This window comes from Methanimicrococcus hacksteinii, from assembly GCF_032714515.1.
Lineage (GTDB): Archaea > Halobacteriota > Methanosarcinia > Methanosarcinales > Methanosarcinaceae > Methanimicrococcus > Methanimicrococcus hacksteinii.
The window spans coordinates 12561-36506 of record NZ_JAWDKC010000008.1 but is presented as its reverse complement, the minus strand read 5'-3'; the positions used below and the strand labels follow the sequence as shown (position 1 = coordinate 36506).

26 protein-coding genes are annotated in these 23946 nt (G+C 42.3%); 22 read left to right on the top strand and 4 right to left on the bottom strand.

Annotation, left to right across the window (positions count from 1 at the left end):
* Nucleotides 1-7: 7 nt before the first annotated feature.
* A complete protein-coding gene (locus MmiAt1_RS01685; RefSeq protein ID WP_318785176.1) occupies nucleotides 8-562 on the bottom strand; it encodes a GNAT family N-acetyltransferase in 555 nt (184 codons plus the stop codon).
* Between the two features lie 305 nt (nucleotides 563-867).
* Between MmiAt1_RS01685 and MmiAt1_RS01680 the strand changes: the two genes are divergently transcribed.
* From MmiAt1_RS01680 to MmiAt1_RS01670, 3 genes are all read left to right on the top strand, one after another.
* Nucleotides 868-2154 carry a COG1361 S-layer family protein gene (locus tag MmiAt1_RS01680; protein ID WP_318785175.1) on the top strand — a complete coding sequence of 429 codons (1287 nt, stop codon included), beginning with the start codon at nucleotides 868-870 and terminating at the stop codon, nucleotides 2152-2154.
* Between the two features lie 99 nt (nucleotides 2155-2253).
* The gene (locus MmiAt1_RS01675) at nucleotides 2254-3462 is read left to right on the top strand and encodes an ABC transporter permease (protein WP_318785174.1); all 1209 of its coding nucleotides are present in this window, start codon (nucleotides 2254-2256) and stop codon (nucleotides 3460-3462) included.
* Nucleotides 3463-3513: 51 nt separating this feature from the next.
* Nucleotides 3514-4719: an ABC transporter permease gene (locus MmiAt1_RS01670; RefSeq protein WP_318785173.1), complete on the top strand. Its 1206-nt coding sequence runs from the start codon at nucleotides 3514-3516 to the stop codon at nucleotides 4717-4719.
* Between the two features lie 38 nt (nucleotides 4720-4757).
* Here MmiAt1_RS01670 and MmiAt1_RS01665 read toward each other — a convergent pair whose 3' ends face one another.
* On the bottom strand, nucleotides 4758-4922 hold the full coding sequence (locus tag MmiAt1_RS01665) for a hypothetical protein (protein ID WP_318785172.1): 165 nt from the start codon (nucleotides 4920-4922) through the stop codon (nucleotides 4758-4760).
* A gap of 7 nt (nucleotides 4923-4929) precedes the next feature.
* Here MmiAt1_RS01665 and MmiAt1_RS01660 point away from each other — a divergent pair, with 7 nt between their 5' ends.
* The 4 genes from MmiAt1_RS01660 to MmiAt1_RS01645 all read left to right on the top strand — a co-directional run bounded on the left by MmiAt1_RS01660 (nucleotide 4930) and on the right by MmiAt1_RS01645 (nucleotide 8981).
* Entirely contained in the window at nucleotides 4930-5649 is a 720-nt protein-coding gene (locus MmiAt1_RS01660; RefSeq protein WP_318785171.1) for a DUF6544 family protein, read from the top strand.
* A gap of 39 nt (nucleotides 5650-5688) precedes the next feature.
* Nucleotides 5689-6069: a VOC family protein gene (locus tag MmiAt1_RS01655; protein WP_318785170.1), complete on the top strand. Its 381-nt coding sequence runs from the start codon at nucleotides 5689-5691 to the stop codon at nucleotides 6067-6069.
* Nucleotides 6070-6484: 415 nt separating this feature from the next.
* Nucleotides 6485-7699, top strand: coding sequence for an ABC transporter permease (locus MmiAt1_RS01650; RefSeq protein ID WP_318785169.1), 1215 nt, complete (start codon nucleotides 6485-6487; stop codon nucleotides 7697-7699).
* 67 nt (nucleotides 7700-7766) lie between these two features.
* The gene (locus MmiAt1_RS01645) at nucleotides 7767-8981 is read left to right on the top strand and encodes an ABC transporter permease (protein ID WP_318785168.1); all 1215 of its coding nucleotides are present in this window, start codon (nucleotides 7767-7769) and stop codon (nucleotides 8979-8981) included.
* Nucleotides 8982-9230: 249 nt separating this feature from the next.
* Here the strand turns inward: MmiAt1_RS01645 and MmiAt1_RS01640 are convergent, their stop codons facing one another.
* Nucleotides 9231-9446, bottom strand: coding sequence for a hypothetical protein (locus tag MmiAt1_RS01640; protein WP_318785167.1), 216 nt, complete (start codon nucleotides 9444-9446; stop codon nucleotides 9231-9233).
* A gap of 3 nt (nucleotides 9447-9449) precedes the next feature.
* On the bottom strand, nucleotides 9450-9821 hold the full coding sequence (locus MmiAt1_RS09395; RefSeq protein ID WP_420891265.1) for an ADP-ribosyltransferase: 372 nt from the start codon (nucleotides 9819-9821) through the stop codon (nucleotides 9450-9452).
* A gap of 421 nt (nucleotides 9822-10242) precedes the next feature.
* Here MmiAt1_RS09395 and MmiAt1_RS01635 point away from each other — a divergent pair, with 421 nt between their 5' ends.
* The 15 genes from MmiAt1_RS01635 (at nucleotide 10243) to MmiAt1_RS01565 (ending at nucleotide 23888) form a co-directional block, all read left to right on the top strand.
* A complete protein-coding gene (locus tag MmiAt1_RS01635; RefSeq protein WP_318785166.1) occupies nucleotides 10243-11127 on the top strand; it encodes an NAD+ synthase in 885 nt (294 codons plus the stop codon).
* 168 nt (nucleotides 11128-11295) lie between these two features.
* Nucleotides 11296-11976 (top strand): poly(ADP-ribose) polymerase family protein, encoded by a 681-nt coding sequence (locus tag MmiAt1_RS01630; protein ID WP_318785165.1) that lies wholly within the window; start codon nucleotides 11296-11298, stop codon nucleotides 11974-11976.
* A gap of 41 nt (nucleotides 11977-12017) precedes the next feature.
* Nucleotides 12018-12212, top strand: coding sequence for a hypothetical protein (locus MmiAt1_RS01625; protein ID WP_318785164.1), 195 nt, complete (start codon nucleotides 12018-12020; stop codon nucleotides 12210-12212).
* A 340-nt stretch (nucleotides 12213-12552) separates the two neighbouring features.
* Complete coding sequence (locus MmiAt1_RS01620; RefSeq protein ID WP_318785163.1) at nucleotides 12553-13098, top strand: Panacea domain-containing protein; 546 nt, start codon at nucleotides 12553-12555, stop codon at nucleotides 13096-13098.
* Complete coding sequence (locus MmiAt1_RS01615; RefSeq protein WP_318785162.1) at nucleotides 13091-13516, top strand: hypothetical protein; 426 nt, start codon at nucleotides 13091-13093, stop codon at nucleotides 13514-13516. Before MmiAt1_RS01620 ends, MmiAt1_RS01615 begins: the two co-directional genes overlap by 8 nt.
* A gap of 704 nt (nucleotides 13517-14220) precedes the next feature.
* Entirely contained in the window at nucleotides 14221-16410 is a 2190-nt protein-coding gene (locus MmiAt1_RS01610; protein ID WP_318785161.1) for an S-layer protein domain-containing protein, read from the top strand.
* Nucleotides 16411-16780: 370 nt separating this feature from the next.
* Nucleotides 16781-17299 (top strand): hypothetical protein, encoded by a 519-nt coding sequence (locus MmiAt1_RS01605; RefSeq protein ID WP_318785160.1) that lies wholly within the window; start codon nucleotides 16781-16783, stop codon nucleotides 17297-17299.
* 329 nt (nucleotides 17300-17628) lie between these two features.
* Nucleotides 17629-19455, top strand: coding sequence for an S-layer protein domain-containing protein (locus MmiAt1_RS01600; protein ID WP_318785159.1), 1827 nt, complete (start codon nucleotides 17629-17631; stop codon nucleotides 19453-19455).
* Between the two features lie 523 nt (nucleotides 19456-19978).
* A complete protein-coding gene (locus MmiAt1_RS01595) occupies nucleotides 19979-20239 on the top strand; it encodes a hypothetical protein (RefSeq protein ID WP_318785158.1) in 261 nt (86 codons plus the stop codon).
* 103 nt (nucleotides 20240-20342) lie between these two features.
* Complete coding sequence (locus MmiAt1_RS01590; protein WP_318785157.1) at nucleotides 20343-20918, top strand: DUF4367 domain-containing protein; 576 nt, start codon at nucleotides 20343-20345, stop codon at nucleotides 20916-20918.
* A gap of 95 nt (nucleotides 20919-21013) precedes the next feature.
* Nucleotides 21014-21238 (top strand): 4Fe-4S binding protein, encoded by a 225-nt coding sequence (locus MmiAt1_RS01585; RefSeq protein ID WP_318785156.1) that lies wholly within the window; start codon nucleotides 21014-21016, stop codon nucleotides 21236-21238.
* 91 nt (nucleotides 21239-21329) lie between these two features.
* Nucleotides 21330-21908: a hypothetical protein gene (locus MmiAt1_RS01580; RefSeq protein ID WP_318785155.1), complete on the top strand. Its 579-nt coding sequence runs from the start codon at nucleotides 21330-21332 to the stop codon at nucleotides 21906-21908.
* Between the two features lie 214 nt (nucleotides 21909-22122).
* Nucleotides 22123-22449 carry a hypothetical protein gene (locus MmiAt1_RS01575; RefSeq protein WP_318785154.1) on the top strand — a complete coding sequence of 109 codons (327 nt, stop codon included), beginning with the start codon at nucleotides 22123-22125 and terminating at the stop codon, nucleotides 22447-22449.
* A gap of 118 nt (nucleotides 22450-22567) precedes the next feature.
* Nucleotides 22568-23200: a hypothetical protein gene (locus MmiAt1_RS01570; protein WP_318785153.1), complete on the top strand. Its 633-nt coding sequence runs from the start codon at nucleotides 22568-22570 to the stop codon at nucleotides 23198-23200.
* 37 nt (nucleotides 23201-23237) lie between these two features.
* On the top strand, nucleotides 23238-23888 hold the full coding sequence (locus MmiAt1_RS01565; protein WP_318785152.1) for a hypothetical protein: 651 nt from the start codon (nucleotides 23238-23240) through the stop codon (nucleotides 23886-23888).
* Nucleotides 23889-23946: the final 58 nt, after the last annotated feature.

The following is a 23946-nucleotide window of genomic DNA, read 5'->3' as shown; positions in this document are numbered from 1 at the left end:
ATTTTTATTATTCTTCGGCTTCAAAATACAGCGTCATAATGTAATCGTTCATGTAGAAATCGTTGCCGATATCCGTGACGGCTTCTTTGTCAATGACAAAGCCGACTTTTTTGTAAAATTCGATGGATCCCGCGTTTCCTTTGTTGACGGTCAGCCAAAGACGCGGCCGAGCGTATTTTGTTTTGGCGTAAACGGAATCCGGCATTCGGGTACTTTCTTTTGCGAAATCCAATGCAAAATCCGTCAGCATTTTGGCAGCGCCCTGCCGGCGATATTCCTTTTTGACATAGATTTTGCTGAGAAAAACACCTTTGTCATCGGGCTGAAGCGCCAGGTAGGCGATTTGTTCATTGCTGCCGTCCGGAAAGACCGCGAAATAACTGTAATTCTTTTCGGCGATATCGCTTTTGATCCGGGATGCCGACTGAAAAACGGCAATCATATATTCCGTCTGCGCCGCGCCGATTAACGGGACATAATGTTCCGTCCAAATTTCTTTTGCCAAAGCGGCAACATCATTGATTTCTTCATCCGTTTTCAGTTTTCGAATTGTGAATGCCATAATTTCTCATTTTTGAAAGTTTTTAAAATTGAAGAATTCATACAAAGCGGCATCTTTAAATTTTGAAATTCTGAACTTTGAATTTTTAAATACAAATTAAAAAATTGTATTTCATTTTAAATTTGTGCCGTTTCCGATTATTTTTAATTTTAATCGTACAATATTATTTAAACTATTATGAATTTAAAGGGAAAATTATATAAGTATTCATTGTAAACTCTACTCAAATTATTGGTAAACATTAGAACTTTGGGATGCCGTTTTCGGCGTATCTGCAGTGTTTTAATTTTTATTAAGGTGAAAGAATGTCAAAAAAGATGAACTCTGCACTTCGAATTCTCCTCGCATTAATGCTTATCCTTGCGCTTTTTTCGGGGACCGTATCGGCCGCTCCGGGACTGAAAATTACATTGGTGGATCAGACACCGTATCCCGCTCAGCCCGGACAGCAAATCCGCTTTTGGATTCAAGCTGAAAACATCGGCGACGGCACGCTGAACAATGTGACCGTTCAAGTCGTTTCCGACGGCGTCTTTTCCGCTTCGTCTTCCGAATCTACAAAAACATATTCAAATATTTACGCCGGTTCCAAAGTGTATCATGAATATGTCATGTATGTCGCAAGCGACGCCCCCGACGGCCCGCGCGATTTAACGGTCCGCTACAAAGAAGGCAATGCAAGCGCCTGGATTGAACAGAAATTTACGGTCGGCATCGGCGGCATTGTTGATTCCGACAACCGCGGAACGCTCATTGTTGAAAGCGTCACCAGTACGCCCGAAGTTTTCATGCCGGGAGATGAAGGAATTGTTTGGGTCACTTTAAAAAACAACGCGACCAATCAAACCGTTTCAATCAACAACAAAACCCTCACGACAAATGCCAGAATTCAGTCGGCCGATCTTTACTCAAAAGATAATATTATCGTTAAAAGCGAAGCCGTCAACGATCTCGGAATCATCGCACCGGGCGACAACATTTCCATACCGTTCCGCATCAGCGTTCCCGAAGACACAGAAGACGGCACTTATCTCTTGACATTAAACGTCACCGCAAGCACTTACGAATACAACATTAAGAGAAATGTGGAAATCAAAGTCGACTCATCCGGCATCAAAGCCATTCAGTCCAAAGCCGCTTCCGCATCTGCCGCCGGAAAAACCATTGAAATCGACATTGTCAACTACCATCAGGGAACTGTCCGCGGCGTTTCCATCATTCCGGTCGCGGAAGGCATGTCCTTTTACCCGACCGAATACTTCATCGGCGAAATGAAACCCGACGATTTGTACACGGCCAAATTCAATATTTCGCAAGGCGCGGGCGACTCAAATGTTGAGTTTAAAGCGGTTTACTATAACGGCGACAACGCGCACGAAGACAGCATCACGCTGGACATCGGCCAGGTTATCAAACAGTCTTCCGGAATCGGAACATACATTGTTTATTTGATCATCATTCTTTTGATTGCCGCGGTTGCTTCGCATTTCTATTTGAAGAAAAAGAAAAACATTTCTTTGATTGATTATTTGAAACTTCAGAAAGCTCAATTCAAGGAAAAAAGAGATGCCAAAAAGAGCAAAAAAGAATAATTGATTCTGGTTTGACTGCGATGCTTGCCGTTTTGAACGGCAGCAGTTTTTTCATTTTTTTTCAAAACAATTCTCATAAATACGCTAGAGGCTCGATAAATGATCAGTTTGTCTCACTGCATTTCAATGGCGGTTGCCAGCTTAAAAAGTTCCAAGCTCCGGTCGGGGCTGACGGCGCTCGGTATCATTATCGGCATTGCCGCCGTCATCACTGTTTTCACACTCGGCGACAGCATGAGCGGTTACGTCAATACGCAAATGGATCAAGGCCCGCCGTATATTGAAATTTATTCGACGAAAGAACGCATTTTTTACCAGCAGCAGGCGGATCTTGTCGCGAATACCGCCGGCGTTGAAAGCGTCACAATCGAATGGGGCGCGACAAGCGTTGTTCGGTTTTCAAATGAAGAGCAGAACATATCGATTATCGGGACGAATGAAAGCATGGCCGACGTCATGGAAATGAATTTTACCGACGGCCGTTTCTTCACGGATAAAGATTCTTACGTTGCCGTTGTCGGAAAAGGGATTGCCGAAGATTCGTTCCGGAATGAAATCGGCGTTCGGAGTTCCGTTGACATTTCCGTTTACAATTATGACACCAAAGATTACGTGACCGAATCTTTCCAAGTAATCGGCATTGCCGGTTCCGATTCCGAACTCGGCTATTCTTACGGGCAGAATTCGATTTTCATTCCGATTCACACGATGCAGAAAATGTCCGGGCGGACGGATTTCAATGTCATGACTGCTATTGTTGACGACGTGAATACAATTAACGAAACGGAAGATGAAATCAAAAGGCGTCTGGCCCGCAACTTGGGCGTTTCCGAACGCGACATCGCAGAAAACGACAGTCAAGTGCCGTTTACGACGTTCAATAAAATCGAAATGCTGGAACAATTCCAAACCGTGACGGCAACGCTTCAGTATTTCCTGGTCGGCATCGGCGGCATTTCTCTTATTGTCGGCGCGGTCGGCATCATGAACATTATGATTGTCACCGTTACCGAACGGACGAAAGAAATCGGCACTTTAAAAGCGCTCGGCTATTCGGCCAGGGATATTCTGATGATGTTCGTCATCGAATCCATCATTATCAGCATTCTCGGCGGCATTATCGGAACGGTTGTCGGTTTGCTTGCAGCCTACATTCTGACGGCGCTGCTGGGCGTTCCGATGGGCTTTCCGGTCACCAGCATTTTAGCAGGTGTCGGTCTGTCCGTTGTCGTCGGCGTTTTGGCCGGCGCCCAGCCGTCGTACCGCGCGGCCAAAATGAATCCGGTTGACGCGCTGAGGGATCAATGATGAGATCTGAAATTTACAGCGGCCGAGAAAACGAAGGACGGAGGATACATTATGATTGATCTGACATACGGCATTGACATGGCGGTTGCCAGCCTGAAAAGTTCCAAACTGCGTTCGGGGCTGACGGCGCTCGGCATTATCATCGGCATTGCCGCCGTTATTGCAACACTCACGCTCGGCGGCAGTTTCAGCGATTATTTCAACAGTGAAATGGATGCCAGCGGTTCCAATTATATTGCAATCGGCGCGACAAAAGCGGATTTGCTGCATGAGCAGCAGATTGATGTCATTCGGAATTCAAAAGGCGTGGTGGATGTTTCCCCGCTCATCAGCGCATCAGCGGATGTTGAATTTATGGGGGAGACGAAAACGATTGAAATATACGGTGTCACCGAAGATTATCAGAATGTCACGTCTGTAACCATCGAAGAAGGCAGTTTCATCAGCGACAAAGACACGTTTATGGCGGTCATCGGCCACGATACGGCCGTTGATGAATTCAAGAATGAAATCGGAACAGGTTCCCGCATTACATTAACCGTTAAAAATGAAGACAATGAAGATGTGACGCGGACATTTACGATCAAAGGCGTCATGGAAACGCCGGTATCGATGGTGACAATCGGGTCTTACAAAACAATTTACGTTCCGATTGACGTTTTGCAGGAAATGACCGGACAGGACTTTTACAGCAGCGTTTACGCAACAGCCGAATCGATGGAAGCTCTTGATGAAGCCGAAGAGGAAATCAAATTGAATCTGATGCGCAATTTGGGCATTTCTCAGCGCGAATATGATAACAGAAGCGCTGTTCCGCTTTATTTCATCAATCAGGCGGACTTAATTCAGGAAGTCAACACGATGACCTCAACGATTCAATACTTTTTGCTTGCCATCGGCAGCATTTCTTTAATCGTCGGTTCCGTCGGCATCATGAACATTATGTTTGTGACCGTGACTGAAAGAACAAAAGAAATCGGAACCTTAAAAGCACTCGGCTATACGTCCAAAGATGTTATGGCTCTTTTCTTGGTTGAGTCCGTTATCATCAGCGGTGCCGGCGGATTTATCGGCGCGATGATCGGATTGATTATTTCATACGCCGGCGCGCTTTTGCTCGAGATGCCTGCTTCTTTTCCGCTCAGTATGCTGTTTTTGGGAATTCTGATTTCCATGATTATCGGCATCATTGCAGGTGTTTATCCGGCAAGGCGGGCGGCAAAAATGAATCCTGTGGACGCGCTTCGAACGGTTTAAATTTTGAAAAATTTTTAATAATAATGCAGTAAGGAGGTTCATTCTATGCTTTGGCTCGTAATAGTGCTGATTGCTGCGGCCGCAATCTTGATTTTTTTGATTAAATCCGGCAGGAAGCTATGGAAGGCGTATCTGTCCGATGTGAAAACATCTTTTGCCGAAATGAACAGCTGCAATGCATCCAATGCATCTAATGTATCCAATGCATCAATGGAATTATTTACTGAAACCGGAATCCGCGGATTGCCCGCCCTGCTTCAGAAACATATCGCCAACGGCGGTTATTTGAACAAGCCTTTAATGGATAATATGCTCATTCGTTTTCATAACACAAAGTTCCGAATGTCGCCGGATTCGAAGCCGATGAATATAGAATTTATGCAGGTCAATTTTGCATACAGGCCCGATCGTCACGCGTTCCTCACAGGCCGAATGGCCGGGCTTCCGCTAAACGGCAAAGACAGTATACTTGACGGACACGGGTCAATGACGGTTACATTTGCTAAAGTGTTTCAGCTTTTCCATGTCACCGGTCCTGAAATGGATCGGGCCCAGCTTGTCACCGCCCTTGCAGATGCCGTCTTTATGCCGTCGTTGTTCTTGCAGGATTTCATTACTTGGCGTGAGACGGACGACCATACTGTCGAAGGCGAGATTCGCTGGAAAGGTGTCTCTTCAAAAGGACGATTCTCCTTTGACGAATGCGGAAACATTATTCGCTTTGATACGGATGACCGCTACATGGACGACAACGGCAAAGGCGGTGCACTGACGCCGTGGTATGTTCTTTATTCGGACTACAAAGAGCAAAACGGTTACTTTCAGCCGGACAGCGTAAGCGTGAACTGGTCACTTCCCGGCGGAGATGATAACTATTTTGTGAGCGACAGTATTGAAATCCGATATTCGGTTAATGAAGAAGCTTTATGATGCAAAGGAATAAATTTTACAAAAGAAAGAGGAAAAATTATGGAACGAGTCATGCTGCAAGTCTACGTAAACGGTGCCGCGGATGCAATCCGGCTGTATGAAAAAGCATTTGGTGCAACGCTATTGGAAATCCACAACACGGATGATGGAAAAGTTTTTCACTCCGAATTAGACGTGGATGGTTATATTTTGTCGGTGGCCGACAGAGATGACAGTGACGGAATCAATGACAACACCGGCAACATCATGCAATTTTGTCTCCATTACGAAAAAGGAAAAGAGTCATTTGTTGCAGCGGCGTATGAAGCATTGTGCGAAAACGGTGTTATCCGCGTGCCGTTAGGGCCGTGTGTTTTCAGTGACTGTATGGCGGATGTTGTTGATCGGTTTGGGGTGCGGTGGTGTATTTTCACGGCGTAAGCTGATGCGTGCCGGGCAGCGGACGGGTTTATGAGGCGCGTAACGTTCAACTGTTAATCACATCCGCAGCCGCTGTATTTCTGCAATTTGGATTTCCGGCTCCGCAAATTCTGTACGGACATTTTCGATATTTTCGAAAGCGCGGAAAAGCTTCCTGTACGCAAAATTCATTTTTCATCATCCATTCTGCCGCGGCAAATGCAATGTATACGGCATGAGTCGGCAGATTTTTGGGAAACAGCGCTCGTTTATGTCGTTATTTTAGCGGCAGTCCTATACCTGATTTTATTTCGTTTGTTTCGTTTGTTTCGGTTAATTCGTTTACAGAGAAGAATTTATGAAGAATGAACTTCTCTAATCAAGAGCCTAACCGTAAATAGAACGGCGTTATCCGCCGATAAAAGAGTTATCCGAAATGATCAGTCTGTCTTATTGTTTTAAAATGGCTGTTGAAAGCCTGAAAAGCGCCAAACTCCGCTCGGGACTGACGGCGCTGGGCATCATTATCGGCATTGCCGCAGTGATTGCGACTTTTACGCTCGGCAGCAGTTTTACAGGCTATTTTACGGAACAATTGGATACGCAAGGCTCAAATTACATTATGGTCGGCGCGTCCAAACCGAATCTGTTTTATGACGCGCAATTGGACATTATCCGCAACACGCCGGGGGTGACGGGTGTCGCAACCGAAATGTCGCAGACGGGGGTTGTGACGTTTGCCAATGAAGCGAAAAACCTGACGATTCTCGGGACGCAGGAGGATATGATAGAAATCCTGTCGCTTCCGATATATGAGGGGCAGATGTTTTCCGATAAGGATTCGTATGTCGCCGTCGTCGGCAAAAATATTTCCGAGGATGAATTTCGAAAAGAAATCGGTCTTCGCAGCACGATTGAAATTACGCTTTACAATTCACAGTCCAAAGAATATGTGACGGAATCGTTCAAAGTCATCGGCATTTTGGGATCGGACGAAACCAGTTTGGTGACGGGCGGCAGCGAAAACACGCTGATCGGCATTCCGACGCATATTATGCAGAGCATGACCGGCGAAACCGATTACAACGTCATTTATGCGATGTCGGATTCCCGTGAGGATATCAATGAAACGACGGATGAAATCGAAAGGCGCCTTGCGCGCAATTTGGGCGTTTCCGAGCGTGATTTGGATGACGATGAAAAAATTCCGTTTATGACAATGAATCAGGCGGAGCTTTTGGAACAAATCGGCACGCTGACAAATACGCTTCAAATGTTTTTGCTGGCGATTGGCGGCATTTCTTTGGTTGTCGGGGCGGTCGGTATTATGAATATTATGATTGTCACGGTGACGGAGCGGACGCGCGAAATCGGAACTTTGAAAGCGCTCGGTTATTCGTCCAAAGATGTTTTGATGCTTTTTGTCGTTGAATCGATTATTATCAGCGCAATCGGCGGGCTGATCGGAACGATTATCGGACTGATTATCGCGTACATCGGCGCAAGTTTGCTCGGTCTGACAATGGCGATTCCGTATTCGAGCATTTTGTTCGGCATCGGCTTGTCCATTGCGGTCGGTGTTTTGGCCGGCGCTCAGCCGTCGTACCGCGCCGCAAGAATGAATCCGGTCGAAGCTTTGAGGGATCTGTAAAGGGAATCGGAAAGGATCGGAAAATCAGAAGGGATCGGAAAATCGGAAGGAATCGGAGACGTCGAAAATGATCAGCATTTCTCACAGCGCAAAAATGGCGGTTGAAAGCCTTAAAAGTTCCAAACTTCGGTCGGGACTGACGGCGCTCGGCATTATTATCGGTATTGCGGCCGTTATTGCGACGTTTACGCTCGGCGCGAGCTTCGGCGCGTTTTTCTCCGAACAGATCAGCGCCAGCGGCTCGAATTATGTTATGATTATGTCAACCAAGGAAAATCTGTTCTTTGATCAGCAGGTGGATGTGGTCCGAAATACGCGCGGCGTCGTTGCGGTTTCTCCGATTCTGGGCGTTGACGGAACGGTGACTTTCATGGGCGAGTCTAAGGATATGCGGGTCATCGGGGTGCTGGAAGATTATCGGGAAATCGGGAATGTTCCGATGCTTGACGGCGTTTTTATCAGCGATCAGGATACTTCCGTCATTGTTGTCGGAAAAGATGTTGCCCGGGATGATTTTAAGAATGAAATTACGACGCGCAGTTCGGTTGAAATCACTGTTTTCAATAATGATACGCGGGAATATGTGACGCGGACATTCAAGGTCAAAGGGATTGCCGGCTCGGAAAACACAAGCATTGTCACGGGCGCCGACTCCAATACTGCGATTTATGTGCCGCTTGCCGTTGTCCGGGAAATGACGGCGCAGCAGGATTACCGCAGCATGTTTGCGATGACGGAATCGGACGAGACGGTCAAGGAAACGAATGACGAAATTGAAAAGAATCTGGCGCGGAATTTGGGTGTTTCCGAGCGCAATTTAGACAACAGCGACTTGGTTCCGTTTTGGACGATGAATCAGGTTGAGATTTTAGAACAAGTCAGCGAAATGACGCAGACGATGCAGCTGTTCTTAATTGCAATCGGCGGCATCTCTTTGGTTGTCGGTTCGGTCGGCATTATGAATATTATGATTGTGACTGTGACGGAAAGAACCAAAGAAATCGGAACGCTCAAAGCGCTCGGCTACACTTCCATTGATGTTCTCGTTTTGTTCATCATTGAATCTATCGTCATCAGCGTCATCGGCGGGGCAATCGGAACGGTTTTGGGCCTGATTATTTCTTACATCGGCTCTTCTCTGCTTGGAATTACCATGTCCCTCTCTTACGGCGTGATTGCCGGCGCCATTTTGATTTCAATTATAATCGGCGTCGTTGCCGGCGCTTATCCGGCAAAGCGGGCCGCGGATATGAATCCGGTGGACGCGTTAAGAACGATTTGATTTCAAATCGTTTTTCTTCCTTTCTTTTTTCATTTCCCGTTTCTTTTTCTAAAAAATTCATTTTTCATTTTTCTGACCTTGAAAACCGATATGATTGCGGGCGGAAGACGCAATGAATAGGTATCATCTTCATTGAAAATAATCGCTTGTATGATTAATTATATCGGCTTAATGGAAAAACTGCGCCAATAATTAAAATCTGTAAAAATTGAAATTTTAAAAAAGAGATCTATAATCCGGAGAATGCTGTTAATCTTCTCCATAAATAGACTTAAAAATAACGAGTTCTTCTTCATCATATCGGGTTCCGTCCAGTCGGATTCCCGCTTTTATTCTTTGGATTTGACGTTCTAAATCTTCATCCATTCTTTTTAATCGTTTTTTTGTTTCTTCTGCTTGTTCCGGAGTCGGCTCGGGCGCTTGCCCGACATAAGTAAATATTTCATCAAAAGTTTCATACCACACAGCTTATTCCTCCGGCATTTCAATTTTATATATTGTATGTTCTGTTGTTTCTCTTAAATAAATTTTTTGAATTTTTTTGATTTCATATGTTGATTCTCTGGGACGCAATATTTCATTTTCACTCCTGTCTACATACAGCATATTCGTTCCCTTTTCTGTTTCCAATTGAAAAATTATCGGGTTTTCGGGATTTGAATACCGTAATGCTCTGTTTAAATCCAATGTGAAGCTTCCAAATGCTTTTTCTGTGAATGTACCTCCCACATTCGCATTTTTCAGCCAGCTGAGGTCCGTAACGCCTCTGTATATGGTATATTCTCGGTCGGTTTTGCTTTTTCGAATGGCATTGTCAATATTTTGAATATTAAATTCGATGAGTTCTTTTTCTGCGGTTGATAATTTTCTCTAAAAAGTCGTGTCGCGACAGCACGAATTTATAGCATAGCACCACGGTTTAATTTCCCAATTTTTCGGTAAATTAAAATTCCAATCCTTTTTCTGTTTATTCCAAAAATGCACATCCTGATAATTGCCGATACAAACTTTTTCTGCCGATGACAAGTCTTTTCGATCTGTATACGGGATCCGAAAAGTAGTATATTCTTGCAACAGCTCACGCTTTTCAGCAATGACATTTGGATAAATGCCGATATTTGTTTTGTCAAAAGTGTTCATACAATTGAATTTTTTCAAAACCATTTAATGAAATCGTTTTTTTCAAAATCGACAGTTTTAAATCTTAAATCCGGTGATATTTTCAGTAAACTTTAAAACCAATCCCGCCGAACGTTTCTCTATGACTGCTATTTCATTTTCCGTCCCCGTTCCTTTTCAAAATTTTGATTCGGCGGCAGCCGAGCAAAAAATCATCGCTTTTATCCGAAATATTGCCGGCGATGCCGGCTGCCGCGGCGTCGTCCTCGGTCTTTCCGGGGGCATTGATTCGGCGCTTGTCGCCGCGCTTTCTGTTAAAGCGCTGGGGGCAAAAAATGTTCATCCGATTTTCTTTTACAATGCGGCGGATGATTCTCCTTGTAATTCCGACGATTTGAAAGACGCGTCAATTCTTTCCGAACAGCTCGGGCTGACGCTTCAGACAATTAATTTATATCCGACGGCAAATGCCGCCGAATCTTCCTTTTCCTTTCCCGTTTTGTTTTCAGAATCCGGCAGCTCCGCTCTTTCTCTCGGCAATTTAAAATCCCGGCTGCGGATGTCTTTGCTCTATTATTATGCCAACACCGGCAATCTGCTTGTCATCGGGACGAAAAACAAAACCGAACGTCTGACCGGATATTATACGAAATACGGCGACGGCGGTGTCGACCTCGACCCGATTGCCGATTTGTACAAAACGGAAGTTCGCCTGCTTTCAAAACACATGAATCTGCCGGAATCGATTTTATCCAAAACACCGTCCGCCGGATTTTGGAACGGTCAGTCCGACGAAGCCGATCTCGGTCTTCGGTATGAGCAGCTGGATTCTTTGCTTTACGAACTTGAAAAAACGGCGGAAACAGAAGGCGTCGATGACGTTTTGAAGCTCAATCCCGATTCGGAAGCGTTAAAATCCGCTTTTGAAAAAATCGGATTGACGGAAAAACAATACAAATCCGTTCTTCTTCGGATGAAATCCGCGGCGCATAAGCAAAAGCCGCCGAATTATCCGATAATTTCTTAATTTAATTACATTTTTAATTACATTTTAATTACATTTTTAATTACATTTTAATTACATTTTTAATTACATTTTAATTATATTTTTTCATTCTATTCGTTCCGGAATTATTTAATAAAGTATTTATCGCTTCTGTTTTTATTGGAAAATAATAATAACGGAGTTGATAAAATGTTTTCAAATTTGTTTGATGATTGTCCTGTCTCTGTTATTCGGGACATATCATTGTTTCACGGAACTTCTCGTGAAAATGTCGATAAAATTGTCTCTGAAGGTTTTAAGCCTTCTATCAGTGAGGATAATTACTTGGGAGCGGGCGTTTATTTTTACGACAGTGAATTTTTTGCAATTTGGTGGAAATTCAACGGTGATCCGTGTTTGAAAATTCCGGTTCAAAAAATGTCTTCCGGGATTGATTTAACCGACGGCGAATTGAATGAACTGATTTCAAGATTTCAGTCCCAGCACGGTGTTATTGTTGCAAAAATGACTGACATCAATTATTTGGACATGGACAATTTTAAGATAAAAGAAATGTTCAATGAAATTTATGAGAATTTATATAAAATTTGCAATGCCGATACAATATTTTACACTACTGTATATGATTACCTCTTCGAAAAAATGAATCTTCAAGATAAATATGATATGGTCGTGTTAACTTCAAATTTATATAAATTGACGAACAAACCAAATTTTAGAAATAAAGCTCCCCAGGCATTAATTCCTTATCGAATTTATTGTGTGAAGAATTTCAAAAAGATCGGGATTGTTTCAGAATATACTATAAACGAAAAACACATAGATACTTTTATTAGATTTCTAACTTTGAGAGGAACTCCTTCGTGGTGATAATTATGGATCAAATTATGAAAAAATAGGCAGAAGACCGCATGGTCAAAGATATGGAAGAGGCTTTAGAAGCAACAAAAGTTCTTCTCTCTAAAATGACTCCCGAAGAGGTTGACGCGATGTTAATCGAATTAGGTAATGACAAAGCCGCTCCGGGATCAATGTTTATGTCAAGAGAAGATTTCAAAAGAAAATCTGAAAAAAATGTCGGCGGCCAATCAACGGAAATAATCTGATTTTGATTTTTGATTTTTGATCTCGGCCGATTTACTTTTTTTGCAGATTCCAAAAATGATAATCCTGATAATTGCCGATGCAAACCTTTTTCGGAAAAATTGAGGAGCTTGGTCATTTTATCAGATTACTTTGTTATAAAATATGATTTATATTTAAATATGTTCAAAAATCAATTGCGGCAAACTCTTTTTAATAAGCTATTTATACTCCCTAAAACCTCTTTATCAATGCAGATTGGTGCAAATGTATTTCTATTAATTATCGTCCGTATCAATCTTTTATATGTATTTTATATGTCTCAACGACAAAAACGGAGACAAAATGATTGGGAGGCAAAAAATGACAGCTGAAATTGCAGAAAACCTGCGCGGTGCAAAAGAAATTGCTCAATGGTTTGCATCCAGAGGATTGGATAATCCAAAAAATTCATTGGAAGGGAATGTAAAGCTTCAGAAGCTTCTTTTTTTTGCATGGCTGATCCATTATTATAATTATAAAGAATATTTGTTTAATGAACCGTTCTTCGCCTTTTCAAAGGGGCCGGTCGTTGAAGAAATCAGAACGGATTACTATTACAATTACAGTGATTATAATACAGGAAACACTCCCGAACTGTCAGATTCTCAATTAGATTCTGTTCACCTTACAGAAAAACTGTTTGGAGATGCAGATTCTGATGAATTAATTGAATTAAGCCATAATTCACAGACCTGGAAAAAATATCTTAACATGTCATGCGCAGAAGATGGTTTCAAAATAACAAAACTTGCAGAAATGCCGTTTGAAGAACTGACGGAAAAGGAAATGATTCTGATTGAGAATGTTATCCTCGCGGACAGATTCTCTGAATCAGGGGATTCGGCGGAGGGGTTAAAAAGTGATTGAATGCCGTCACGGTCTTCTTCTGTCACTTCCTCATTACATAGATGAAGAATCAATGTACAAACTTTTTAAAAATTACCCGCCGACCAAAGAACGAACATTTCTTGTCATCCAACACGATAAATCGACAAATGAATTGATTTTATTAAATGTTGCATCAGATGAAGGAGATAAAAAACGCCTCATGTTTGACGACCGATATGTTTCAATCTATCCGTTCAAACCGCCGTTTAACCGCCTTTCTTTTGCCCGGGTTGACAGCGTTTATTTCATTGAATATTTTCAAGAACTTGAATCAGCTGTCCTTCACGAGGGTGGTTTGTTGGATGAAGGGCAATTTAAAAAAATAATAAATCAAATCTCTCAAACATCCCATGTACGATTTACAAAATCCGATTTGCTTTCATGCAACAATTTTTAAAATAAAATGTGAATTATATTCCTCATTGAATTCACTCTCATATAATTCCTCATTCTCATATAATTCCTATATTATATCTCTGATTGAAGATTAGGATTGAAATTTTTCTCTCTTTTTGCCCTTTCTTCATTATTTATTTCTCTTTTATTCCATTTCTTTCGTTCATTGGCTATCTTGTTAACTATTTTGTTAATTATTCGGTTAATTATTCTTTAACTATATTCTGTTGATCATTCTGATTCATTCCTTCGTTTTTCTTCAAACAACAAACATTTTCAACGACAAAATTAAATCCTTTTACGGCATTTTTCAAAATCCATTCCAAAAAAGTCGAAATTTGGTCTTATTTCGTTCTGAAACATATCGTTTTGCCTAAAAAACACAATCGGCAAAACACGCCCTCTCATCTTATAGCCCCCCTGCTTTCAATAATTCTTGTCGTCGATTATCGACCCCTCAATCGTTTGAAAGTGAAGTTTTGCCCTTATTTTTATTTATAAGACCGCAAAAGTTTAATAACCCTTTTGTCAGTTTTATCCTCTGTATAAGCTCGGGTATTCGTGACTATCACTGAATTCGGATAAAATAACCAAAAAATCCGGATATTTCAATGATTTTCGAACACATTTCGACAATTCGTTGATTTCCGTTCCTTTTCGAATAACAAAACCCGCGTTTACCATTCTAATATGGAGGAAAAATAAATGCAAATGAAACACTTATTAGTTGCATTACTTGTTCTTCTCGCATTCGTCGGAACTGCATCTGCAGCTTCTGTTGACGAGGTCGAAATCAGAAGTACAATCTTGCACTATGGAACTTTTAATTATGATTCAACTGTTCCGGATTATATGCCTCCGATTGGCGCCGGTGCTGCTGGCGACTCTTGGTACATTGATGCAACAACCTGGGCAGGTTTTTACTATAACCTTGACTCTGGAGCAGCTACAGAAAGCTTTTTCATCACCAAAACCGTTGATGGTGGCGGCGTAGTGAAAAATAACCAGATTAACATCACATACAGAACCAGCCCTGAATTCCAAGAATATGCATTCAGCTGGGGCGAGAGAACACAACCCGCTGCTCCTGCTACTGATGAATACGGTTTCGCAATCATCGGCTTCTTCGCAGAACCCTATGTTGCACTCGGTGACAAAAACACATCTGAACTCAATATCGATGTCAATGCAAGCAAGATTGCAAAACTTGTTATTGATGATGATACAAAATACACATTAAAAACAGGCGCAACCCTTGAACTTGGTTCCGGCTATTCTATTATTGTTGACCAGATTGATGTCGACGGTAACAAAGCTTACCTTAAACTCTTCCACGATGGCAAGGAAATTAACTCCAGCATTGTGAACACACAGGGCGACAACAGCTCCACAATCGGCTCCGGCGGCGACTGGATCTACGACCTTAAAGTCCTTGGTGAAAGTGGCATGCAGGTCATGAGAGTCCACGTTAAAGATGTCTTCCAGGGAACTGAAAGCAGCCTTGTTGAAATCGACGGTCTTTGGATGGTCGACTACCTTAATGCAATTGAAGTTAAATCTGATGTTGACTACGGTAAATTCAACGGTTCAACTGCTTCCAAGACAGAATTGGTTTATGAAGCAACTAACATTACATTAAGTGGCGACATGGAAACTGACCTTGGCAGAGATGTCATTATTAAAACCGAAACTGACTACACAGGTGCAGGTACAACCGACCAGTTCTACTTCATTAAAAAATATACCGAAGCAGGTACATATGAAGTTCGCAGTGATGTCAGAGAATATAAAACCGGATCCTTTGTGTACGACTACACCTCCTTTGCTGCTTTCTACTATGATGTTGATAACAGCAAATGGACTGAAGAAATGACACTTACCATTACAAACAATGTCAATGTCACAAAAGGTGCAGGTTTGACTTACACCACCACACCCCAAAAAGTCCCGTATGAATACAACTGGACTCAGCCTGGTGTTGTACCCAACCCCCCTGCTGAAGAATACTATGTTATGGGCTTCTTTGGTGAAAAATATGTTCCGTTCAACATGGTTGATAATAACGGTACATTGAAAACTGGAACTGACCTTGAACCTGAAAAGATGGCTAAACTTATCATTGATGATGATGAAAAATACACATTAAAGACAGGCGCAACCCTCGAACTTGGTTCTGGCTATTCTATCATTGTTGACCAGATTGATGTTGACGGTAACAAAGCTTACCTCAAATTCTTGAAGGACGGCAAAGAAGTGAACTCCAGCATTATCAACACAAACGACACACTCAGCACCTGGATCCTCAAAGACAAGCTTCTCAGCAAGACTGATGTCCAGATTCTCAGAGTTCACGTGAAAGACGTGTTCCAGGGAACACAGGACAGCCTTGTCGAAATCGATGGTCTTTGGCTTATGGACTATGTTAATGCAACAGAAATCAAAGCTGATGACACATACGGTGCTCTTAACTTCGTTGGTACAGACACCTGGGCCGCTGGTACTACATTCGCTGGCATGAAATACTTGTCTTTCGACTTGGACTCTAACTTTACAATGAGCCAAGACATGGACAAGCAGATTGCAAACAACATGTACCTCAAGACCAATGACAACGACACAGAAACCAGATTCTACTTCTATGTCGCTTATGAAATCGGTGACGGCGGCGAAACACCCACACCCACACCCTCTGAACCTGCACCCACACCCACAGAAACACCCACACCCACACCCACAGAAGTTACACCCACACCCACAGAACCGGCACCCGGCCCTGAGGAACCCGGGGAATCCTTCTGGTCTAAATACATGTGGTACATCATTGGTGCAATCGTCTTGATCATCATCATCGGCGGTGCAGCATACTACTTCATGGTTTACAAGAAGCAGGCATAAGTGTGATTGAACGATTTAAAAATTAAGTAAGGATTTCTCTGAAATCCTTTACTTTTTTCTTTTTTTTTCTGTTGTTTTTAAAAATTGCTTATTTTGTTTTTGTTGCTTTTTTGTTGTTTTTCTCGTTTCATTCGTTTTTTTGGATTTTATTTCATTTTGTTTTGGTCTGTTTTTCAATGTTATGTGATTGGTCTATTCCTATTGAATTTTGCATAAATCATAGCAATCATTTTATATAATATCTCTGCATTTTCCGTTTCTCGGCAGTTAAGAATACTTTCATTATTTTTGTATTCACTGAACTCGAAAAACGTTCAGGCGTTTTAAGGTATGGTTTTTTTAAAAAGTTCTCTCGTTAGAGGTTGAAGTTATGAGATTTAAAAATTTTAACATTTTATTGGTGACAGGGCTGATTCTTTTATCATTGGCCGGCTTGTCTTTTGCGGCGGATTCCGTTGAATATCGGAGTTCTGTTCTTGAATATTATTATGAGGATTTTGGTGATTATGGATACGGCATCATTTCTCCTTGGAGTCTTGATTCTGTTTCAATGAGCGGGGTATGGCCTGTTTTGTATTTTGATATGAAAAGTAATTTGTGGACCGAATTTATTTACTTCGATACTTACGATGTTGATGATTTGTCGTTTCTTGATCCGGGGCATTTGAATATTTTTTACAATACGTCTCCTGCTCTTAAAAAATATGAATACGAATGGTCTCAGGAAGTCGATTTGACCGAACTTTTCGGTTCCGAAGATCCGGTCGTTTGGACTTTTTATGACACATTTGGGGTCATCGGATTTTTCGGAAAGCCTTATGTTACATTGAGCAGCAATGAAATTTTTGTCTTCCAAGGCTCTGAGTTGTATTACGGCAATTTATTTTAGGGCCAAGATGAGAACAGCACAACAATCCCAATATAAAATAAACACACTGTTACCGAAAAATTTGTTGAAAAATCGTTTTAAAATTTTTGCAAACAAAAATTAATGTCTGTAAAAATTCTGTTCCGGATTTGGTACGAATCCTGTATTTAAAATTCAGTACCGAGAGGAGTTATAATGCAACAAGATTAATGGAAATAGTAAAAAATCATGAAATAAATTCCTGAAATTCCTATGAAAACTTCATTCTATTCTACTCATGACCCTTATTTTATTTTAATCAAGAAGTTTTTCCTTACCTTCCCGACGAATATCTCCCCCGTGCCAACAAATTGGCGCCGCTGGTGACGGACGATGATTTGAAGTATACTTTATCTGCGAACTCTTCCATTGAGCTGGGCGGCGGATACGAGCTGGCGGTTGATCAGATTGACGTCAAAGGTAAAAAAGCGAATTTGGTCTTGAAGCATGACGGAAATGAATTAAATTCAAGCATCGTCACAACAGGCGACGGAATGTCCGGCGACTGGATTTTTAAAACAGATGTTCTGAACGATAAAAATGTTCAGGTTCTGCGCGTTCACGTCAAAGATGTTTTTCAGGGAACGAAAGACTCAATCGTTGAAATCGAAGGCCTTTGGCTTGCCGATTATTTAAACGCTTTTGAAGTTAAATCCGATGAAGATTATGGCAAATGGGAAGCCTATGACGTCAATTCCCAAAGATTGAGTTATGTCGCCAAAGATATTTCTTTGAGCAGCGGCGCTGTCATCGATTTAGGCCAAAACTGGAGTTTGAAAGTTCAGGACGGATTTGAAATCCCTCCTGCGGAACGGGATGAAGATTATGAATTCAACAACAGATTCTATCTTTTCGAAGAATATACAGAGCCCGGGAAATATGAATTGAGAAGCGCCGTTTCTTTCGCAAATCGGCCCGTTGATCGGCTTGGTATTTTGAATTTCTATTCTTTCTTCAATTTCCCCGGATTTTTCTATGATTTGGATAAACATTTGTTTACCGAATTCCTGCTCGCCATTCCTGACGGCACAAAATTCACGGATGATCTTTCATCTTTCGCATATGTGACAACTTATGTCCATACCGATTATGAATATCTCCCGAATGACGGTCTCGGAGAAGATCAAACTCTTCTCAACTCCTGGGATTCCGGTTATGATGTCATGGGGTATTTCGGCGAACTTTATGTTCCGTTCAATATTGTTGATATCAGCGGTTTCCATGAGCACGATGCAACCAAGCTTGAAAAATTTGCTCCGCTTGTTATCGACAGCGATGACAAACACACGCTGAACAAAGGCGGTTTCATCGAGCTGGGCAAAGGATATACCCTTCACATTCTCGATATTGACGTTGAAGGCAACCAGGCGCACCTTGAACTTCAAAAAGACGGCACAATCTTGAATTCAAGCATTGTGACAACAAGCAGTGAGCCCGGCGGCAGCAATTGGATTTTCAAAGACAAAGTGCTCGGAACATCCGATGTCCAAATTTTGCGCGTTCATGTCGAAAACGTTTTCAGAGGCGAAAAAGATGACTTAGTGTCAATTGACGGTCTTTGGCTGACGGATTATCAAAATGCCGTAAGTATTGATCAAGGCGACGAAGTCGGCCTTTTGGAATATCACGGCGTATACGGTCCGGATGAAATATATATAGGCCCTTCCTCTGAGCAATGGCTGGTCTTCGGCCTGAAAAATAATTTGAGTTTGTCAGACGGCATGGATCTGCAGATCGCCGAAAACTTAAACATTCGCGCCGAATCCGGTACAAATGGTATCCCGCCGTCCGGTCCCGTTTCGAAAATGTCTCTCCCCTCCTACTACATTTCCGATCTTCGCTATTATTTCTATTCAATTGCCGAAATTGAAGAATTGGGCTCAGGCAGCGGAAACAACGACAACGGTTCCAACAACACAAGCAACGGATCCAATAATACAAGCAGCAGCGATAACGACAACACGAAAGGCGTCGAAAAGGAAGAAGGGCAGCCTGTCGGATCTTCCTTCAATGTGCTGGCTGCACTTGCTTTGGCATTCTTCATTGCACTGCTTATTTTAATCATTGCTTACCTCTACATGAGATACAGAGCAAGAAAGAAAGCAGCTGAGATGGGAAACCCGAACATGAAAAGTTAAAATGAGATTTTTTTAAAAATCTCTTTTTCTTTTCTTATTTTTTTATCTTTTCTTATTTTTTTATCTTTTCTTATTTTTTATCTTTTCTTATTTTTATTTCGTTCCTCATGCTGTTCTTGTTTGCTTTTCATGTTTGTTTTTCTATTTGCTTTTCATGTTTGTTTTTCTATTTGCTTTTCATGTTTGTTTTTCTGTTTGCTTTTCATGTTTGTTTTTCTGTTTTGCTTCCTATTTGCTTTTCGTGTTTGCTTTTCTTTTATTGGCGTTCTTCTTTTCGTTGTCGTCAATTATCGACGGTTTAAACGTTATATCGTATAACAGATTGCGTTTTTTAAAAATAATGACCGCAAAACTTAATAAAGGGTTTTTCGTGATTTGATGTTATACCAAGCACGGTATGGTGGTTTACTCAATTTTTCAAACCGCCGGCGGATGTTGAAAAACATTTGACGGTTTATGCATTGCATTTGATCTTGTTTGAAAAATTCCGTGCTTGACGATCAGGATAAAGGGGGAATATTGATTGAGCAAAAAAGGATTGCTTATCGCAGCCGTTTTAATTTTTGCGCTTGTTGCAACGGCAATGGCACTTGAAAATAAAAACGCGAACGATAACTTTACAAGTCAGGAATATCTGAATGCAAAATCAATTGAATCAATTCCCGATGCGGCAAATGCCGGAGATTTGGACGCGGATTTCGAAGAATATTCTTTGAGAACCGGTCCGGATCGGTGGACAAGTATGTTTTCAACACTTCAGCCCTCTTCGGGGAACGGAATATAATTCGGATTTCATTGTCCGCAATTCTATTCGGGTTTATTTATCAGGTTTTAAAATCAGTTCTCAATTCTTAACAAATTAAAAATAAACAAATCGAGTGATTCAAATGAAAAAAAGCATTTTAATCGTTTTGTTGGTGGCTCTTTTGGCTGTCGCAGTCGGCGTTTCCGGCTGCTTGGGCGGCGATGACACCCCGACAAACAATTCATCAAATAATTCAAACAATTCAAACATTACAACAAACGCAACCTTCGACGGTTCAATTGTGACCGTTGATCCCGTTCCGGCCGGTTACGAACTTCTGGCCGTTAAGAACGTGACAGCAGACAATGAAAATATCGACGGCATCAAAGATGCGCTTGCCGGATTTTCAGGCTATTACGCACGCAACTCCTCAAACATCTATCTGAATGTTTTCCAAACCGAAAACAACAGCTCTGCAAAAGCTTATGTTCAGGCAATGATTGACGCCAACAAAGAAAAATACCCGCAGACCAGCAATGTGACGACCACTAAGGTCAACGGCCACGACGCAACATTGATTACAACAACCGTTACATCCGGCGGATCCGATGCTGAAAGATACGTTCTTGCATGGACAAACGGCAGTTACCTTGTTGTCGTGAACGGACCGGCAGCCTTTGATGAACTCAAAACAATTGCCGACGCTTCCAAACTTTAAGTTAAAACAATTCTAAGAGAGAATTTTTCTCTCTTTAATTTTCTTTTAATTCTATTTTTAATCTCTATTTCGTTTTAGGTTTCTTTTTGATCATTATGGCAAAACATTGGTTTCCGGTTTTTTCAAATTCTAAATGCGCTCACTGCGGATCCTGCGTTAAAGCTTGTCCCGATTCGCTTTTGGAGTCCGAAAGCGGTTTGCCTGTTCTCTCAAATCCCGACCTTTGCCGGCCGAATTGTTTTGAATGCACCAAAGCATGTTCTGAAGGAGCCGTCGGAATTGTCCGCCCGGCAAAACCGTGTGACTGCTGTTCATTCTGACAGCCTCTTAAAATCTGTTTTTAACGCTCGAATTAAATAATATAAAAGCCTTCCATATATGATTGGTTTTTGATCAATCAGGTGGGGTTTTATGACAAAACTGATGACAATTCTTTTGATCATTCTTGCCGTTTTTATCGCGGTCGGCGCTGCCGGCTGCCTGGGCGGGGATGACGGTACAGATTCGGGCGACGGCACCGACAATGATTCCGTTCCGGCAGTGTCTGTCGGATCGTTAAATTACAGCACAAATATCGTGACGGTCAGCAATCTTCCCGCGGGATTTGAATTCCTGTCCACGCAAAGCGTCAAATCACACGGCGAAGGCATCGGCATTACCGACGTTTTATATGGTTACCGCGGCTATTATAAATTCGCAAACGATTCCGTGACAAACGCAACCGTTTATTTCTACTGCTTCAAAACAAACACAAGCGCTGACGCTTCCAAATATTTGCAGCAGATGAACACATCCTATGAAAATTCCTATTCTGCAAGCGTTTCCGAAATCACGTTAAACGGTCACAGCGCCGCCAAGCTCACATCCGATTCCGGTCCCGATATGATCGGCTGGACGCGCGATAATTTGATTTTCGTCGTTAAAGGACAAGTTCCGGGGCAAGTCGATTACGACACCATTGAGTCGTTGGCCGTCGCTTCAGGACTTTAATCTCAAAATTTGAGTTTGGAATCTGATTCGTAATTTAAGGGTTGGTTGGGACAATCAATCCTGTTTATTCTTTTTCATTTTCCATTTTTCTTTTTGTTTTCCATTTTCTTTTGTTTTCCGCTTTTCTTTTTTGTTTTCCATTTTCTTTTGTTTTCCGCTTTTCTTTTTTGTTTTCCATTTTCTTTTCCGCTTTTCTTTTTTCACTTCTTACTTTTTGTCATCCGTTACCGTTTTCCTCTTCTGTCGGTCACAGCGTACCATATGCATCTGCTTCTTTTTTGAGCAGCCGTTCGCTGTCGCGAACGGGGCCGCAGCTACCTTACTGCTTCCGTTGCTGCTGTTACCTTACTGTTTCCGTTGCTGCTTGTACCTTACCGTTTCCATTGCTGCCTGCTGCCTTGCCGTTTCCGTTGCTGCCGCGCGCGGGAAGCTGTCGTTTTTTGAAAAAATTCGGTCAAACCCGAATGTCTTTTTTGCTTCATTTCAATGGCGGGTATTTGTTTTTTGTTTTTTGTTTTTTGTTTTTGTTTCTTTGCTTTGAATTTTCCGAATTTCGTTTTTGTTTTTCAAAGATTTCCGGGAAATTTCGGATTCAAATCGCTTTTATAAGATGATTGCGTATTTACCTTGCGATTCTTGATAAAAATTGAGGTTTTCCCATGAAAAAATCTATTCTTTTGATTCTGATTTTATTGACCGCTGTTTTAGTCGGGGTTTCCGGCTGCTTGGGCGGCGATGACAATACGAACGGCACCGACAATGGAACAAACGAAACAGTCAGCGAGCCCGTCCCGACGGAGCCTGCTGAAAATAACACGCAGTCGAATGCGACAATTATCACCGAATTCAACGGCAGCGTTGTTACGGTCAATCCGCTTCCCGCAGGCTTTACGCACCTTGCGACGCGCTCCGTTATTGCAAACACGCAAGGACTCGGCATTTCCGATGCCCTGATCGGCTACAGAAACATGCTGACATACAACGATTCCAATGTTTATTTCTCCGTTTACAAATGCAACGGCAGCAAAACAGCGGACGAATACATTCAGGAAATGATTTCCTCTCACGCTTCCAAGTACGGCGGTGACAGCCAGGTTTCAACCGTTTCAATCAACGGGCACGGCGCAACGCTCCTTGAAGCAACCGTTCAGGACACCCCCCAAGAAGGCCGCTACATTTTGGTTTGGTCCAACTGGTCCGGCGATGTCTATGACGACAGCTATCTTGTGATTGCCAACGGCCAGGTCAATTATTCCGTTTTAAAAGAGCTCGCGGAAGCATCTGATCTTTAAATAATTTCAATTATGAAACCATAAATGAGGCAAAAACATGAAGAAAAACATTCTTGTTGCGTTTCTTCTCCTCGCTGTCGTTTTCGCAGTCGGCGTTTCCGGCTGCCTCGGCGGTGATGACGCAGACAACGCGACAAACAACACAACCAATACGACCGACAACACGACAGGCAACAACACGGGAAACACTTCAAATGAAACGGACAATTCAAGCAATGAATCCGTTCAAAAACCCGTTCCGCCGTTTGATGCGAATTTGACTTTGGTTCACCCCGTTCCTGAAGGATTTGTTTTCTTCTCAACGGCGACCGTTAAGTCTCACGGACAGCACATCGGCGTCACGGATGCGCTGTACGGTTACCAAGGCATTTACCATTACGGATCAGCCGGAACACCCGTTTTCCTGACATATTACGATGTCGCGATTGCGAACACGACCAAAACGCCTGACTCTTACATTCAGATGATGAAAGACAGCCATTTGAAAACATACGGCAGTGACAGCAACATCACAACGATTCAGTTCAGCGGTCACGACGCGACTTTGTTCGCGGCCGAAACTGATGAGGCGCCGCAGTACGGCAAGTACATGGTGGCTTGGGCGCTCGGCGACAGCATGTTTGTCACCGTCACGGGGACGGTTGACGACGACGCGCTCATTACGCTGGCAACCGCAACCGGATACTGACAGTGCATAATAAAACAGTTGAGAGACTTATCGTCTCTCTTGTTCTTTTATTTTCTTT